Source organism: Uniformispora flossi (assembly GCF_049534875.1).
In the GTDB taxonomy this organism is placed as follows: domain Bacteria; phylum Actinomycetota; class Actinomycetes; order Streptomycetales; family Streptomycetaceae; genus Yinghuangia; species Yinghuangia aomiensis.
This window is the reverse complement of the sequence record NZ_JBMULZ010000032.1, coordinates 32,213-44,644: the sequence shown is the minus strand read 5'-3', so window position 1 is coordinate 44,644 and position 12,432 is coordinate 32,213. Positions and strand designations below refer to the sequence as shown.

Genomic DNA, 12,432 nt, shown 5'->3' with positions numbered 1-12,432 from the left:
ACAGGTTTCAGGCAACATACCCTTGACAAGGTCAAAAACATAGCCGGAGGCTTGAGTCCGGTGCGCCCGGCGACAGGACCGGACGCGCAGCGATTTCCACGGGAGTTTCGGGATGCGCGTACACGACAAGGTGTTCATCGGCGGCGAATGGATCGCCCCGGCGGGCACGGGCACGTTCGACGTGCACAACGCCTCGACCGAAGAGGTCATCGGCCGCGTCCCCGCGGGCACGGAAGACGACGTCAACGCCGCCGTCGCCGCCGCGCGCAAGGCCATCGACGGCCCGTGGAAGGACTACACGCCCGACCAGCGCGGCGACGTCATCGCCGGGCTGTCCGCCGGGATCATGGGGCGCCTGCAGGAGTTCGCCGAGATCATCGCGCAGGAGACCGGCTGCCCGATCGACAACTCGGTAGGCGTCCAGGTCTTCAGCTCGACCATGGTCCTCGACTACTACGCCAAGCTGGTCCGCGAGTACCCGTTCGAGGAGCAGCGCCAGGGTGCGATCTTCAAGACGCTGGTGCGCCGCGAGCCGGTCGGCGTGGTCGCCGCGATCGTGCCGTGGAACGTGCCGCTGTTCGTCACCGTCCTCAAGCTCGCCCCGGCGCTCGCCGCGGGCTGCACGGTGGTGCTGAAGCCGTCCCCGGAGACCGCGCTGGACGCGTACCTGCTGGCCGAGGTCGCCATCGAGGCGGGCGTCCCGGCGGGCGTGCTCAACATCGTGGTCGCCGACCGCGAGGTGAGCGAGAAGCTCGTCGTGCACCCGGACGTCGACAAGGTCTCGTTCACCGGCTCGACCGCGGCCGGCCGCCGCATCGGCGCGCTGTGCGGCGAGCGCCTGCGCCCGGTGACGCTGGAGCTGGGCGGCAAGTCGGCGTGCATCCTGCTGGAGGACGCGGACCTCGACGTCGCCGTGCCGGGCCTGCTGCCGGGCTCGTTCAACAACAACGGCCAGGCCTGCGTCGCGCAGACCCGCATCCTCGCGCCGCGCAGCCGCTACGAGGAGGTCGTCGCCAAGCTCGCCGAGCACATCTCCGCGATGACCGTCGGCGACGCGCTGGAGAAGGGCCTGAACATCGGCCCGCTGGTCTCCGGGCGGCAGCGCGACCGCGTCCTCGGCTACATCGAGAAGGGCAAGGAAGAGGGCGCGCGCCTGGTCGTCGGCGGCGGCCGCCCCGAGGGCCTGGACAAGGGCTACTTCGTCGAGCCGACGCTGTTCGCGGACGTCACCAACGACATGACGATCGCGCGCGAGGAGATCTTCGGCCCGGTCCTCGTGGCGATCCCCTACGACGACGTCGACGACGCGATCGCCATCGCGAACGACTCCGACTACGGCCTGTCCGGCGGCGTCTGGGGCACCGACGTGGAGGCCGCCACCGAGGTCTCGCGCCGCATGGCGACCGGCACCATCAGCGTCAACTCGTGGGTGGCGATGGACTTCGGCGCCCCGTTCGGCGGCTACAAGCAGTCCGGGCTCGGCCGCGAGCTGGGCCCGGAGGGCCTGGACGCGCTGGTGGAGCTGAAGACGGTCGTGCTGCCGTAGTCCCGCGTTTCCGCCGGTGCCCCGGGGTGGTTCGCCCCGGGGCACCGGCATGTCCACGGACGGGCGCACCTGCGGGGAATCCCCCAGACCCGGGGGCCGACGGCTGCCATCATGCGCACGTGGACACTCGACGCATACGCCGTACTCCTCTGCCCACCCTCGCCGTCGTGGCCCTCACCGGCACCCTGCTGGCCGCGTGCGGCAGCGAAAAGGCCGACGACAACGACCTGTCCGGCGGCAACACCGCTTCCGTCCTGCTCCATCCGGCTGCCGGCGCCGACGCCGGCCAACTCGACGAGGCCGCGGCGGTGCTGCGCAAGCGGCTCGAATACGCCGGGGTCAAGAACGGCAAGGTGACCGTCGAGAACGGCACCATCAAGGTCATGGTGCCGGACGGCCCGGGCGGCGGCGCGGACGCGCTCCAGGGGATCGAGAAGGACGGGCGGCTGGAGTTCCGCCCGGTGCTGTCGGCCGCGCGGGCACCCGCCGGGTCGGGGGCGCCGACGCCCGCCGACTCCGCGCCGCAGACCGCCGACCCCTCGAAGTACCCGGGCGTGACACCCGAGTTGGTGGCCGCGTACAACGCCCTCGACTGCACGCGCCCCGGCACCGGGACGGTGAACGCCGGCCAGTCGGCCCAGGTCGTCGCCGCCTGCGAGGACAAGCCGCAGGACGGGACTCTCGAGCGCTACCTGCTCGCGCCCGCCGAACTCACGGGCTCCGACGTCCAGTCCGCCGAGGCACAGACCCCGCCTTCGGGCCAGTCCGGCGGCTGGCAGATCGCCCTGAAGTTCACCACGTCCGGCGCCGACAAGTTCACCAAGGTCACCGGCAAGCTGGCCGACAACTCCGTCCCGACCAACCGCTTCGCCATCACCCTGGACGGCCGGGTGGTCATCGCCCCGTCGGTCATGCAGGAACTCACCGGTGGAGAAGCCGTCATCACCGGCCAGTTCACCAAGTCCGAAGCGACCCGCACCGCGGCGGTACTCCGGACGGGCAACCTCCCGGTGGCCCTGACGGCCGACCCCGTGGTCACCAACAGCGCCAAATAGCGGACCGGGGGCGGGCCGGCTCTTCGGCCGGACCCGCCCGCCGCGAGCACACCTCCGACCGGCCTCTCCGCGGTCCGGGCGTATCGGCCTCCCGGCCCGGCCGGTCGTCGTTGCGCAGCCGATTCACACCAGCGCCGCACAACCCACTCGAACGTTTGCGATCCATGTGAGACACTGTTGTCTCAAATGACGAATTCAAGTCTCCACCCAGACACCCGCAGCTCCACAGCCCCGCAGCTGGACCCGCGGCGTTGGATCGTGCTCGCGATCCTCGCCGGAAGCCTGCTGCTCATCGCGATGGACACGACGATCCTCAACGTCGCGTTCCCGTCCCTGGTCGAAGACCTGCAGCCGGGTTCCGTGCAGCAGCTCTGGATCATCGACGCCTACGCCCTCGCGCTGTCCGGACTCCTGGTGACCGCCGGCGCTCTCGGCGACCGGTGGGGGCGCAAGCGCCTGCTGATGATCGGCTTCGGCATCTTCGCCCTGGCCTCGCTCGGCGCCGCCTTCGCGACCGAGCCCTGGCACGTCATCGCCGCCCGCGCGCTCCTCGGCGTCGGCGGCGCGGCGATCATGCCCTCCACCCTCTCCCTCCTGCGCAGCGTCTTCACCGACGCCCGCGAGCGGGCGCTCGCCTACGCGATCTGGGCCGCCGTCTTCGGCGGCGGCATGGCCCTCGGCCCGGTCGTCGGCGGACTCCTCGTCGAGCAGCAGGGCTGGCAGTCGGCATTCCTCCTCAACATCCCCGTCGCGCTCGGGGTGGTCGGGTTCGGCATGTGGTTCATCCCCGAGTCGCACGGTCCGCGCGCCGGAAAGTGGGACTGGTCGGGCGTCGGCCTGTCGATCGTCGGCATGATCGCCCTCGCGGCCGGCATCAAGGAGCTGGGCAAGAACGGCGTGGCCGACCCGATGCCGTGGGTCCTGCTGGCGATCGCCGCGGTCACGCTCACCGTGTTCGTGCGCCGCCAGCTCCGCATCGAGCACCCGCTGCTCCAAGTCCGGCTGTTCGCCGACCGGTCGTTCAGCATCGCCGCGGCGGCGATCTTCCTGAGCATGATCGCCATGGGCTCCGTCATGTTCCTCATGACGCAGTGGTTCCAGTACGCGCAGGGCCTCAGCCCGCTGGAGGCCGGCATCCGCCTGCTCCCCGCACCGCTCGCGCTGATCGTGACGTCGCTGCTGGCCCCGCGCCTGATGGACCGCTTCCCGATCCGGCACGTGCTGGGCGCGAGCCTGGTCCTCATGGCCGCCGCGCTCGCCGTCCCGTACGTGATCGACCGGTTCGGCACGCTCGGCTACCCGGGCATCGCGGTCTCCCTCGGCCTGCTCGGCACGGGCACCGGCGTGGCGACCACCGTCGCGTCGGTGACCCTGATGGCCGCCACCCCGACCAAGTACGTCGGCGGCGCCGCGGCCATCGAGGAGACCAGCTACGAACTGGGCGCCGCCATGGGCGTGGCCATGCTCGGCAGCCTCGCGTCGGTCCTCTACCGCCACAACCTGGCAGATGTCGGCTCCGGCCCGGCCGCGGACTCGATCCGCGACTCGATCGGCGAAGCGGCCCACGCCGCCGACCGCATGGGCGGCACCGCCGGCGCCGACCTGCTGCACAAGGCTTCCGAGGCCTTCACCGCCGGCATGACGCCGACGTTCCTCATCGCGGCCGCCCTGCCGGTCGCCGCGGCGGCACTCGGCTGGGCGCTCATCCCGAAGGACCTGCGTCCCACGGAGGAAGGGCACTAGGGACGTGGACACTCCCCGCACACCGCCGCCGGGGGCCATCCGCCCCAACCCATGTGTTTCCCAAGGTGTGAGAGTGTTGGGGCATATGTCTACGAAGAGGGCAGTCATGCCCGCGGCGGAACCCGGGCCCGGAATCAACACGAGTGCCGAGAGACCCCCGCACACGGCGCGGGGCTTGACGTCGTCGGTGGGGACCTCGTGGTTGCGGGCGCCCTACCCGGCGTTGGTCGCCGACGCGGCGGGTGTCGTCGTTGCCGCCAACGAGCGGGCCGCGCGGTTGTTCCCCGGGGCGGTCACCGGCGCACCGCTCGAAGGCGCGGTGCCGCGCTGGTTCGTGCGGGCGCATCGGCGAGTTGCGGCCAGTACCGGGGATTCGGCCGGTCCGGTGCGCGGCTGGCACGGGCGGCGGGCGCTGGAAGCACACGCGACCCAGGGGTCCGACGGCGAAGTGGTGTGGTGGCTGGTCGACGACACCGACCGGCACCGGGCCGAAACGGCGCTCAAAACCGAGCAGGAGCGCACCGCGTTCCTCGCCGAGGCGTCCTCGCGTCTGCTGGCCTCGCTGAACACCGAACGCTGCATGGAAGTCGCGGTCGAGCTGGCGGCGGAGTTCCTGGCCGACGCCGCGGTCCTGGTGGCCCCGTCGGCGGGCCGGCGGCACCCGATCGCCACCGCCGCCGGCGGCCGACCGGCCAGCCGGTCGGTGCGGATCGATCCGCAGTCGGTGCCGGGTCTGGCGGAGGCCCTCCAGGGGTACCCGCCTGTTCCGTCGCGGTGGATAGACCCCGCGGCGGTGCCCGACTGGGTTTTCCCGGAAGGATTCACCGGTCCGGTCGGATCGGTCGTGGTGACGCCCTTGCCGGGGCACGGCATTCCCGCCGGCGCGCTGATCCTGCTGCGCCGCAGCGACCATGCCGCGTTCGACGCGTCCGAGGAGCTGTTCGCCCGCGTGTTCGCCGCGCGCGCCGGTGTGGCGTTGTCCGCGGCCCGGCTGTACCAGGAGCAGAGCCGCGTTACGGACACGCTCATGGCCGAGCTGCTGCCGCCGGTGCTGACGCAGGTGCACGGGGTGGAATTCGCGGGAGGCTACCGCGCGTCCCAGGACACCGAGCGCGTCGGCGGTGACTTCTACGACGTCCATCCGGGCGCCGATACCGGCCGGGAGACTCTGGCAGTCCTCGGGGACGTGGCCGGCAAAGGGCTCGACGCGGCCGTCCTGACCGGCAAGATCCGGAACACGTTGCAGGCTCTGCTCCCGTTGGCCGACGACCACGGGAATCTGCTGCGCTTGCTCAACGGCGCCTTGCTCACCCGCCTTCATACGCGTTTCGCCACGCTGGTACTCGCCTCCGTGCGCCGGCAGGGTGCGGATGCGCACCTGCGGCTCACCTCCGCGGGCCACCCCGCCCCGCTGATCGTGCGTCAGGACGGCACGGTCGACGAGGCGGCGACGGCCGGCACGCTGATCGGCGTGCTGCCGGAGATCACGTCCACCACCGCCGAGGTGGTGCTGCGGCCGGGAGAGACCTGCCTGCTGTATACCGACGGTGTCACGGAGGCCAGGGGCGGCCCGCTCGGCGACGTCATGTTCGGTGAGGAACGCCTTCGGGCCGCGTTGGCCGAGTGCGCGGGTATGCCCGCCGAGGCCGTCACCGAGCGGATCCAAATGCTCGTCGCCGAGTGGCTGGGCGGAAACCGGCACGACGACATAGCAGTGATGGCCATCACGGCATCGCATTCGGCGCATTTGACGGCGGTGGAAGGGCGAACTCCGGGCAGGTTCACTTCATGATCGAACCTGTCATCACCGAGACGGCACACGAGGCCCAGCTGCTGGAACTGGCCCGGGAGGCACTCTGGCAGGCCGTGTGCGGCCGCGACGAGTACGCCGCCCGCGGCGTCGTCTTCGCACTTCAGGACACCGGAGTGAGTGTCGAGGACGTCCTGTTGGACGTCGTCGCCCCGGTGCAGCGCAGAGTCGGCGCCGAATGGGCCGCCGACCGGCTCACCGTCGCCCAGGAGCATGCCGCGACCGCCATCCACGAGCGGGTGATCGCCGCCTTGGCGCATCGCAGCGGCGAACCGGCGCCCGACGGCGCTGCCGGTACGGTCGCGGTGTCCTGTGTGGAAGGGGAATGGCACGCCCTCCCCGCGCGGATCGTCGCCGAAGTCCTGCAGCAGCGGGGTTACCGGGTCGATTTCCTGGGCGCGCAAGTCCCGACCGCCCGCCTGGTCACGCACCTGCACCAGACGGCACCTGTCGCCCTGGCGTTGTCGTCGTCGCTGCCCACGCGGCTGCCGGACGCGCACAAGGCGATCACCGCCGCCCAGGCCGTGGGCGTCCCCGTCCTTGCCGGAGGTGCGGCCTTCGGTGCGGACGGCCGGCACGCCCGTCGGCTGGGCGCGGACGCGTGGGCTCCCGACGCCCGTTCCGCCGCCGCCGTGCTCGACCGCGGCCTGCCGCGTCCACGGAGCGGAACCGTCCGCCAGACCGTCGAGGACCTGCCCCACCTCGCCGACCAGGAGTACACCCTGATCGTGCGCCGCAAGCGGCAGTTGGTGCGCAACACGTTGTCCGGACTGGACACCCGGCTGCCCGCCATGCGGTCGTACGGCGACGCCCAGCGCGAGCGGACCGCCGAAGACATCGGCCACATCGTCGAGTTCCTCGCGGCCGCGCTCTACACCGACGACGCGGACCTGTTCGCCGGTTTCATCGGCTGGACCGGCGACATCCTGTCGGCGCGCGGCGTACCCGCCCAGGTCCTCGCCCCTTGTCTGGCCGTCCTCGAAGAGGAACTCAAGGACTTCCCAAGGGCTTTGGGCGTCCTCGCGGTCGGCCGCGCCGTCGTGCGCGGCGCCACATCCCCGGCCACCGGCGGAGTCCCCACCGCATGACAACGCCACCCGAGGACGCCTTCGACCTGGAGGCCACACGCGACCTCGCCGGTGACGCGCACATCCGCGTCACCGGCGCGCTGGACTGGGAGAGCGCGGACGAACTCGTCGAGGCGGCACGCACGTTCCTGCACACCGCCCCGGCCCCCGGCACGCTCCGGCTGTGCTGCGCGGGGCTGACCACGTGCGACTCCACGGGCCTGACGGCTCTGCTGACGATCCGCCGCGAAGCCACCGCGGCGGACACCGGCCTGCACCTGGACGATCAACCGCCGCCCTTGAGGCGGCTGCTGGGAATCACCGGCACCGCCCACCTGTTCGGCGGCGCGGACCCCGGCGACACCCGCGTCGAAGGCAGAGAGCCGCAGGCCGCGGACGGCAGCCCCACACCATCACAGGCACAACCCGGACCGTAGGGCCCCGGGGCGCTCGGCGCGTCCCGAGCCCGGCATCACATCAGCGCGGCAACCCGCTCCGCCATCATCACGCACCCCAAGTACGTGTTCCCCGCGGGCAGCACCGGCATCGCCGACGCGTCCACCACCCGCAGCCCGGCGATCCCCCGCACCCGGCACCGGGCGTCCAGGACCGCCTCCGGCGCGCCGTCCGGGCCCATCGCGCACGTGCCGCCGAGGTGGCCGTAGCTGATCACGCCGCCGTCGGCGAGACCCTCGGCCGCGCCCGAAGCCGCCAAGTCGGCGACCGGATGCACACGTTCCGCACCCAGGCCGACGAACGCCGGGCCCGACTCCAGCTCGGCGATGCGGGACAGCAGCCAGTCGAGTCGATCGAGGTCGCGTGCCCCGAAGCCCGGCATGACCACCTCCGGTTCCGCATCCGGGTCGGTCCCGGTGATCGCCACGCGCCCGCGTCCGGTCACGTCGAGCAGGAACGGCACGATGGAGAAGTGCGAGGCGCCGTCCACGGGCTCACCGATCGGCAGGGTGAGGACGTGGAAGTCGACCCGGTCCGAGTCCGGCGTCCGCCCCACCCACACCGGCTGCACCGGCCCGCCGCGGAGCGCGGTCCCGCCCGGGTGCCGGTAGAGCAACGCGATGCCCAGGTGGTCCTGGAGTCCCGCACCCACCCCCGGCAGATCCGCCACGACGGCAACACCCAAGGAATCCAGCAGCGCCTTGGGCCCGATCCCCGAACGCTGAAGCAGCGCAGGCGACCCGGTCGCGCCGCAGCTCACCACGACTTCGCGCGCGGTGTACACGGTCCCTTCGGCGGACACGACCCCCGTCGCCCGCCCGTCCTCGACCAGCACACGGGCCACGGTGACCCCGGTGCGGATCGCCAGGTTGCCGCGGGCCCGCACGTCGGCGGTGAGGTAGGCGCGGCTCACCGTCAGCCGTTCCGTCCCCTCCCCCTCCTCGGTCACCGTCAGCGGGAAGATCCCGACCCCCGGCAGCTGCCGCGGATCGTTGATGTCGTCCGCCCACGGCACCCCGAGCGCCCGGACGCCCGCCTGGAACGCCCGGTGGGATTCCGCCTGTTCGTGCTCCGGCGAGCGCCGCACCGTCAGCGGCCCGGCATCCCCGTGCAGGTCCGACGCTCCGAAGTCCACGTCGCGTTCGACCGCCCGGAACGCGGCCAGGACGTCCGGCCACCCCCACCCGTCGAGGCCCCGCGCCTCCCAGCCGTCGTAGTCGGCGGGCTGGCCGCGCAGCGTGGCCAGGTAGTTCACCGCCGACGTGCCGCCGAGCACACGTCCGCGCACCATGCCGACCGTGCGGTCGCCACCCGTCCGCATCGCGTACGGGCGCGCGAACGGCGTCCCCGCCCACACGTCCCCCGCGGCGGCCGGGCGCAGCACGCTCGCGTCGTAGGCGCGGTCGTCCGGGCCCTGTTCGAGGAGCAGCACGCGCCGCTCCGGGTTCTCCGAAAGCCGCCCGGCGAGCACGGCGCCGCTGGTGCCGCCGCCGACCACGATGACGTCCGCGTCCACCGCGCTCCTCCGCCCGCCCACCACATACTTGACTCGGTCATTTTATGGGCCGGCGTGCGAGGCGTCGACGTGTGCCGCTGCCCCGATCTCGTTGCGATAAAGCGGGGTTCACTCTCCGTGCCGGTTCGGTATCTTCCGTTCGTCGGAGAACCGGGCACGGCCGAGGGGTGGGCATCATGCGCGTTCTGGCGGCTCGTTACGCGCTGCAGTCCTTGATCGGCCGGGGCGGCATGGGCGAGGTCTGGCAGGGCGTCGACCGCGAACTCGGCCGGACAGTCGCGATCAGGTCCTGCCGGTGGAGCTGACCCGGCGCGACGAATTCCGCACCCGCTTCCGGCGCGAAGCTCGCACGGCCGCCTCGCTGTCGCACTGTCCTTCCTCGCCGACCGGAACGCACCGGCCTGGTACGTCGCGGTCTTCTGGAACTTCGGCATGATCCTCGCCGCCGGTTCCGCGGAGGTCTCCATCGGCGCGGTGGTCGTCATCGGCTGGGTCACCCTGGGCGTCCTGCCGGCCGTCACCGTCGTGCGGGAAGCCGCGCGCCGCGCCGCTGCCTGACAAAACGCCGGACGGCGCCCGGGTCTCCTCCCGGGCGCCGTCCGACTGCGCCGTGCCGTCCGCGACCCCCGCAGCAAACGGGACGCGGTACAGCCGCCGAGACCGCCCCGCGCGCCGGCAAGACGCGCGGGACGGGGTTGGTCAGCCGATGATCAAGGGTTGATCAGGCGTCGATCAGGGTCCGTCAGACGAACTCGCCCGCCGGGCGCGCCGCGAAGCCCGCCCCGATGCGCAGCGCCTGCTCGGTGGCGCCGCCGAGGGAGAACTCGTTCTGCTTGGCGTGCACGAAGTAGCGGTGCACGAAGTGCTCTTCGGCGATGCCCATGCCACCGTGCACGTGGACGACGGCGTGCGCGACGCGGTGGCCGGCCTCCGCCGCCCAGAACTTCGCGGTGGCGATCGCCTCGGACGCGTCGACGCCGGCGCCGACCTGCCACGCCGCCTGCCACGTCGTGAGGCGGATCGCCTCCACGTCGATGTAGCAGTCGGCGAGGCGGTGGCCGACCGCCTGGAACGAGCCGATCGGCCGCTTGAACTGCTGCCGGGTGGTCGTGTACGCGGCGGCCTCGCGCATCGCCCGCTCGGTGGTGCCGAGCTGCAGCGCGCACAGCGCGAGCGTGGCGCGGTCGCGCAGCCACACCGCGACGGCCGTGTCCACGGCGCCGCCGAGCAGCGCGTCGTCGCCGACGACCGCGCCGTCGAGCACGAGTTCGCCGGCGATCTCCTTGGCGGTGGTCAGCTGCGGCTCGATCGTCACGCCGGCCGTGCCGGGCGCGACGAGGAACACGCCCACGCCGTCGTCGGTGGCCGCCGGGACGAGGACCACGTCGGCGACGGTGCCGGCCGGGACGCCGGTCTTGACGCCGTCGAGGCGCCATCCGCCGTCCACGCGCACGGCCTTCGCGGCGGGCGCGGCCGCGTCGCGGCCCAGGCGCTCGGCGAGCGCGACGGTGAGGATCTTGTCGCCGGATACGGCGCCCGGCAGCCAGGCGGCCTTCTGCTCGGCGGTGCCGTGCTCCGCGACGGCCGCGGCGGCCACGCTCGACGCGTAGAACGGCACGGGCGCCAGGGTGCGGCCGACCTCTTCGAGGACCAGCAGCTGCTCCAGGACGCCGAAGCCGGAGCCGCCGTGCTCCTCGGGCAGGGCGATGCCGAGGATGTTCGCCTTCGCCAGCTCGCCCCACAGCTCACGGTCGAACCGCGGCGCGCCTTCGCCGGTGACCTTCGCCTCGAGGGCGGTGAGTGCTTCGTGGGTCACACGCTCGGTGAGGATCTGCCGGACCAGGCCCACCAGTTCCTGCTGTTCTTCGGTGTATGCGAAATCCATGTCGCAATTCCCTCAATCGGTGGTCTACGGGTGGGGTCCGGTCAGCGCGGGGGACGGGGCATGCCGAGACCGAACATCGCGATCATGTCGCGCTGGATCTCGTTGGTGCCGCCGCCGAACGTGAGGATCAGCGCCGAGCGGTACATCTTCTCGATACGGCCGCGCAGGACCGCGCCGGGCGCGTCCGCCGTCAGGTAGGCGTCCTCGCCGAAGCACTCCATGAGCAGCCGGTAGGCCTCGGTGGCGAACTCGGTGCCGAAGATCTTGGTGGCGGACGCGTCGGACGGCCCGACCTTCTTGCCGTGGTCCACCGCCCACGCGATCTTCCAGTTGATGAGCTTCAGGTACTCGACCTTGGCGTGCACGCGGCCGAGGTTGAGCTGCACCTGCTGCTGGTCGATGGCCCGGGTGCCGTCCGGCAGCAGGGCCTCCTCCGCCCAGCGGCGGGTCTCGTGCAGCGCGAGCTGCACGCCCGCCGCCGAACACAGCGCGACACGCTCGCGGTTGAGCTGGCCGGTCATCAGCGACCAGCCGCCGTTGACCTCGCCGACCACCGCGGACGCGGGGACGCGCATGTCCTCGAAGGTGAGCTGGCTGACCGTCTGCCCGCCGAGCGTCTTGACCTCGCTCCAGCTCAGGCCGGGGGTGTCGGTCGGCACCAGGAAGATCGTCAGGCCCTTGTGCGCCTTCGCGTCCGGGTCGGTGCGCGCGGCCAGCCACAGGTAGTCCGCGACGTGGATCAGCGAGATCCACATCTTCTGCCCGTTGATGACGAAGTCGTCGCCGTCCCGGACCGCGCGGGTGCGCAGGTTGGCCAGGTCGGTGCCGGCCTCCGGCTCCGAGTAGCCGATGGAGAAGTGCAGGTCGCCGGAGAGGATCTTGGGCAGGAAGAAGTCCCGCTGCTCCTGCGTGCCGTACTCCATCAGCGTCGGGCCGACGGTGTTGATGGTGAGGAACGGCACGGCCGCGCCGGCGAGGGTGGCCTCGTCGGTGAAGATCAGCTGCTCCATCATGGAGCGGTCCTGGCCGCCGTACTCCTTGGGCCAGCCGATGCCGAGCCAGCCGTCCTGCCCCATGCGGTTGGCGATCTTCCAGTACGCGCCGTCGCGTCCGGCCAGGGTGGTCTCCCCGGAGGCCTGCTGGTCGCGGATCTCCGTCGTCATGATCCCGGCGAAGTACTCGCGGAGTTCCCGGCGCAGTTCTTCCTGCTCCGGCGTGTAGGCGATGTGCACGGTTACCTCCCGGGACCGGGCGGTCCCTCGTGGATGCTTGCGTGGGGCGTCTCAGGTCGTGCGCGTCTCGGGTGGTGCGTGTGCGGGTAGTGCGCGGCGGCCGGGACCCGAGTCGGGTCCCG

At 72.0% G+C, this 12,432-nt stretch carries 11 protein-coding genes; 8 read left to right on the top strand and 3 right to left on the bottom strand.

Annotated elements, in window-relative coordinates; genetic code table 11:
* Window positions 1-112 precede the first annotated feature (112 nt).
* The 6 genes from ACPA54_RS37540 to ACPA54_RS37515 all read left to right on the top strand — a co-directional run bounded on the left by ACPA54_RS37540 (window position 113) and on the right by ACPA54_RS37515 (window position 7,658).
* A complete protein-coding gene (locus tag ACPA54_RS37540; protein ID WP_423536826.1) occupies window positions 113-1,546 on the top strand; it encodes an aldehyde dehydrogenase in 1,434 nt (477 codons plus the stop codon).
* A 119-nt stretch (window positions 1,547-1,665) separates the two neighbouring features.
* The gene (locus tag ACPA54_RS37535; RefSeq protein WP_423536824.1) at window positions 1,666-2,601 is read left to right on the top strand and encodes a SecDF P1 head subdomain-containing protein; all 936 of its coding nucleotides are present in this window, start codon (window positions 1,666-1,668) and stop codon (window positions 2,599-2,601) included.
* Between the two features lie 186 nt (window positions 2,602-2,787).
* Window positions 2,788-4,344, top strand: coding sequence for an MFS transporter (locus ACPA54_RS37530; RefSeq protein WP_423536822.1), 1,557 nt, complete (start codon window positions 2,788-2,790; stop codon window positions 4,342-4,344).
* A 106-nt stretch (window positions 4,345-4,450) separates the two neighbouring features.
* A complete protein-coding gene (locus ACPA54_RS37525) occupies window positions 4,451-6,136 on the top strand; it encodes a PP2C family protein-serine/threonine phosphatase (protein ID WP_423536820.1) in 1,686 nt (561 codons plus the stop codon).
* Complete coding sequence (locus tag ACPA54_RS37520) at window positions 6,133-7,242, top strand: cobalamin B12-binding domain-containing protein (protein ID WP_423536818.1); 1,110 nt, start codon at window positions 6,133-6,135, stop codon at window positions 7,240-7,242. Before ACPA54_RS37525 ends, ACPA54_RS37520 begins: the two co-directional genes overlap by 4 nt.
* Window positions 7,239-7,658, top strand: coding sequence for an STAS domain-containing protein (locus ACPA54_RS37515; protein ID WP_423536816.1), 420 nt, complete (start codon window positions 7,239-7,241; stop codon window positions 7,656-7,658). The genes ACPA54_RS37520 and ACPA54_RS37515 overlap by 4 nt, the downstream gene beginning before the upstream one ends.
* A gap of 35 nt (window positions 7,659-7,693) precedes the next feature.
* Here the strand turns inward: ACPA54_RS37515 and ACPA54_RS37510 are convergent, their stop codons facing one another.
* Complete coding sequence (locus tag ACPA54_RS37510; protein WP_423536815.1) at window positions 7,694-9,193, bottom strand: GMC family oxidoreductase; 1,500 nt, start codon at window positions 9,191-9,193, stop codon at window positions 7,694-7,696.
* A gap of 176 nt (window positions 9,194-9,369) precedes the next feature.
* On the opposite strand from ACPA54_RS37510, the gene ACPA54_RS37505 reads away from it, so the two are divergent.
* Window positions 9,370-9,498, top strand: coding sequence for a hypothetical protein (locus tag ACPA54_RS37505; RefSeq protein WP_423536813.1), 129 nt, complete (start codon window positions 9,370-9,372; stop codon window positions 9,496-9,498).
* A 127-nt stretch (window positions 9,499-9,625) separates the two neighbouring features.
* Window positions 9,626-9,751, top strand: coding sequence for a hypothetical protein (locus tag ACPA54_RS37500; protein WP_423536812.1), 126 nt, complete (start codon window positions 9,626-9,628; stop codon window positions 9,749-9,751).
* Window positions 9,752-9,935: 184 nt separating this feature from the next.
* Here the strand turns inward: ACPA54_RS37500 and ACPA54_RS37495 are convergent, their stop codons facing one another.
* Window positions 9,936-11,078, bottom strand: a complete 1,143-nt coding sequence (locus tag ACPA54_RS37495; RefSeq protein ID WP_423536810.1) for an acyl-CoA dehydrogenase family protein — start codon at window positions 11,076-11,078, stop codon at window positions 9,936-9,938.
* Between the two features lie 41 nt (window positions 11,079-11,119).
* Window positions 11,120-12,310: an acyl-CoA dehydrogenase family protein gene (locus ACPA54_RS37490; RefSeq protein ID WP_423536808.1), complete on the bottom strand. Its 1,191-nt coding sequence runs from the start codon at window positions 12,308-12,310 to the stop codon at window positions 11,120-11,122.
* Window positions 12,311-12,432: the final 122 nt, after the last annotated feature.

Coding starts and splice junctions, on each gene's coding strand:
- ACPA54_RS37505 (WP_423536813.1), top strand. CDS start 9,370: ATGCGCGTTCTGGCGGCTCGTTACGCGCTGCAGTCCTTGATCGGCCGG.
- ACPA54_RS37495 (WP_423536810.1), bottom strand. CDS start 11,078: ATGGATTTCGCATACACCGAAGAACAGCAGGAACTGGTGGGCCTGGTC.
- ACPA54_RS37530 (WP_423536822.1), top strand. CDS start 2,788: ATGACGAATTCAAGTCTCCACCCAGACACCCGCAGCTCCACAGCCCCG.
- ACPA54_RS37520 (WP_423536818.1), top strand. CDS start 6,133: ATGATCGAACCTGTCATCACCGAGACGGCACACGAGGCCCAGCTGCTG.
- ACPA54_RS37500 (WP_423536812.1), top strand. CDS start 9,626: ATGATCCTCGCCGCCGGTTCCGCGGAGGTCTCCATCGGCGCGGTGGTC.
- ACPA54_RS37515 (WP_423536816.1), top strand. CDS start 7,239: ATGACAACGCCACCCGAGGACGCCTTCGACCTGGAGGCCACACGCGAC.
- ACPA54_RS37540 (WP_423536826.1), top strand. CDS start 113: ATGCGCGTACACGACAAGGTGTTCATCGGCGGCGAATGGATCGCCCCG.
- ACPA54_RS37525 (WP_423536820.1), top strand. CDS start 4,451: ATGCCCGCGGCGGAACCCGGGCCCGGAATCAACACGAGTGCCGAGAGA.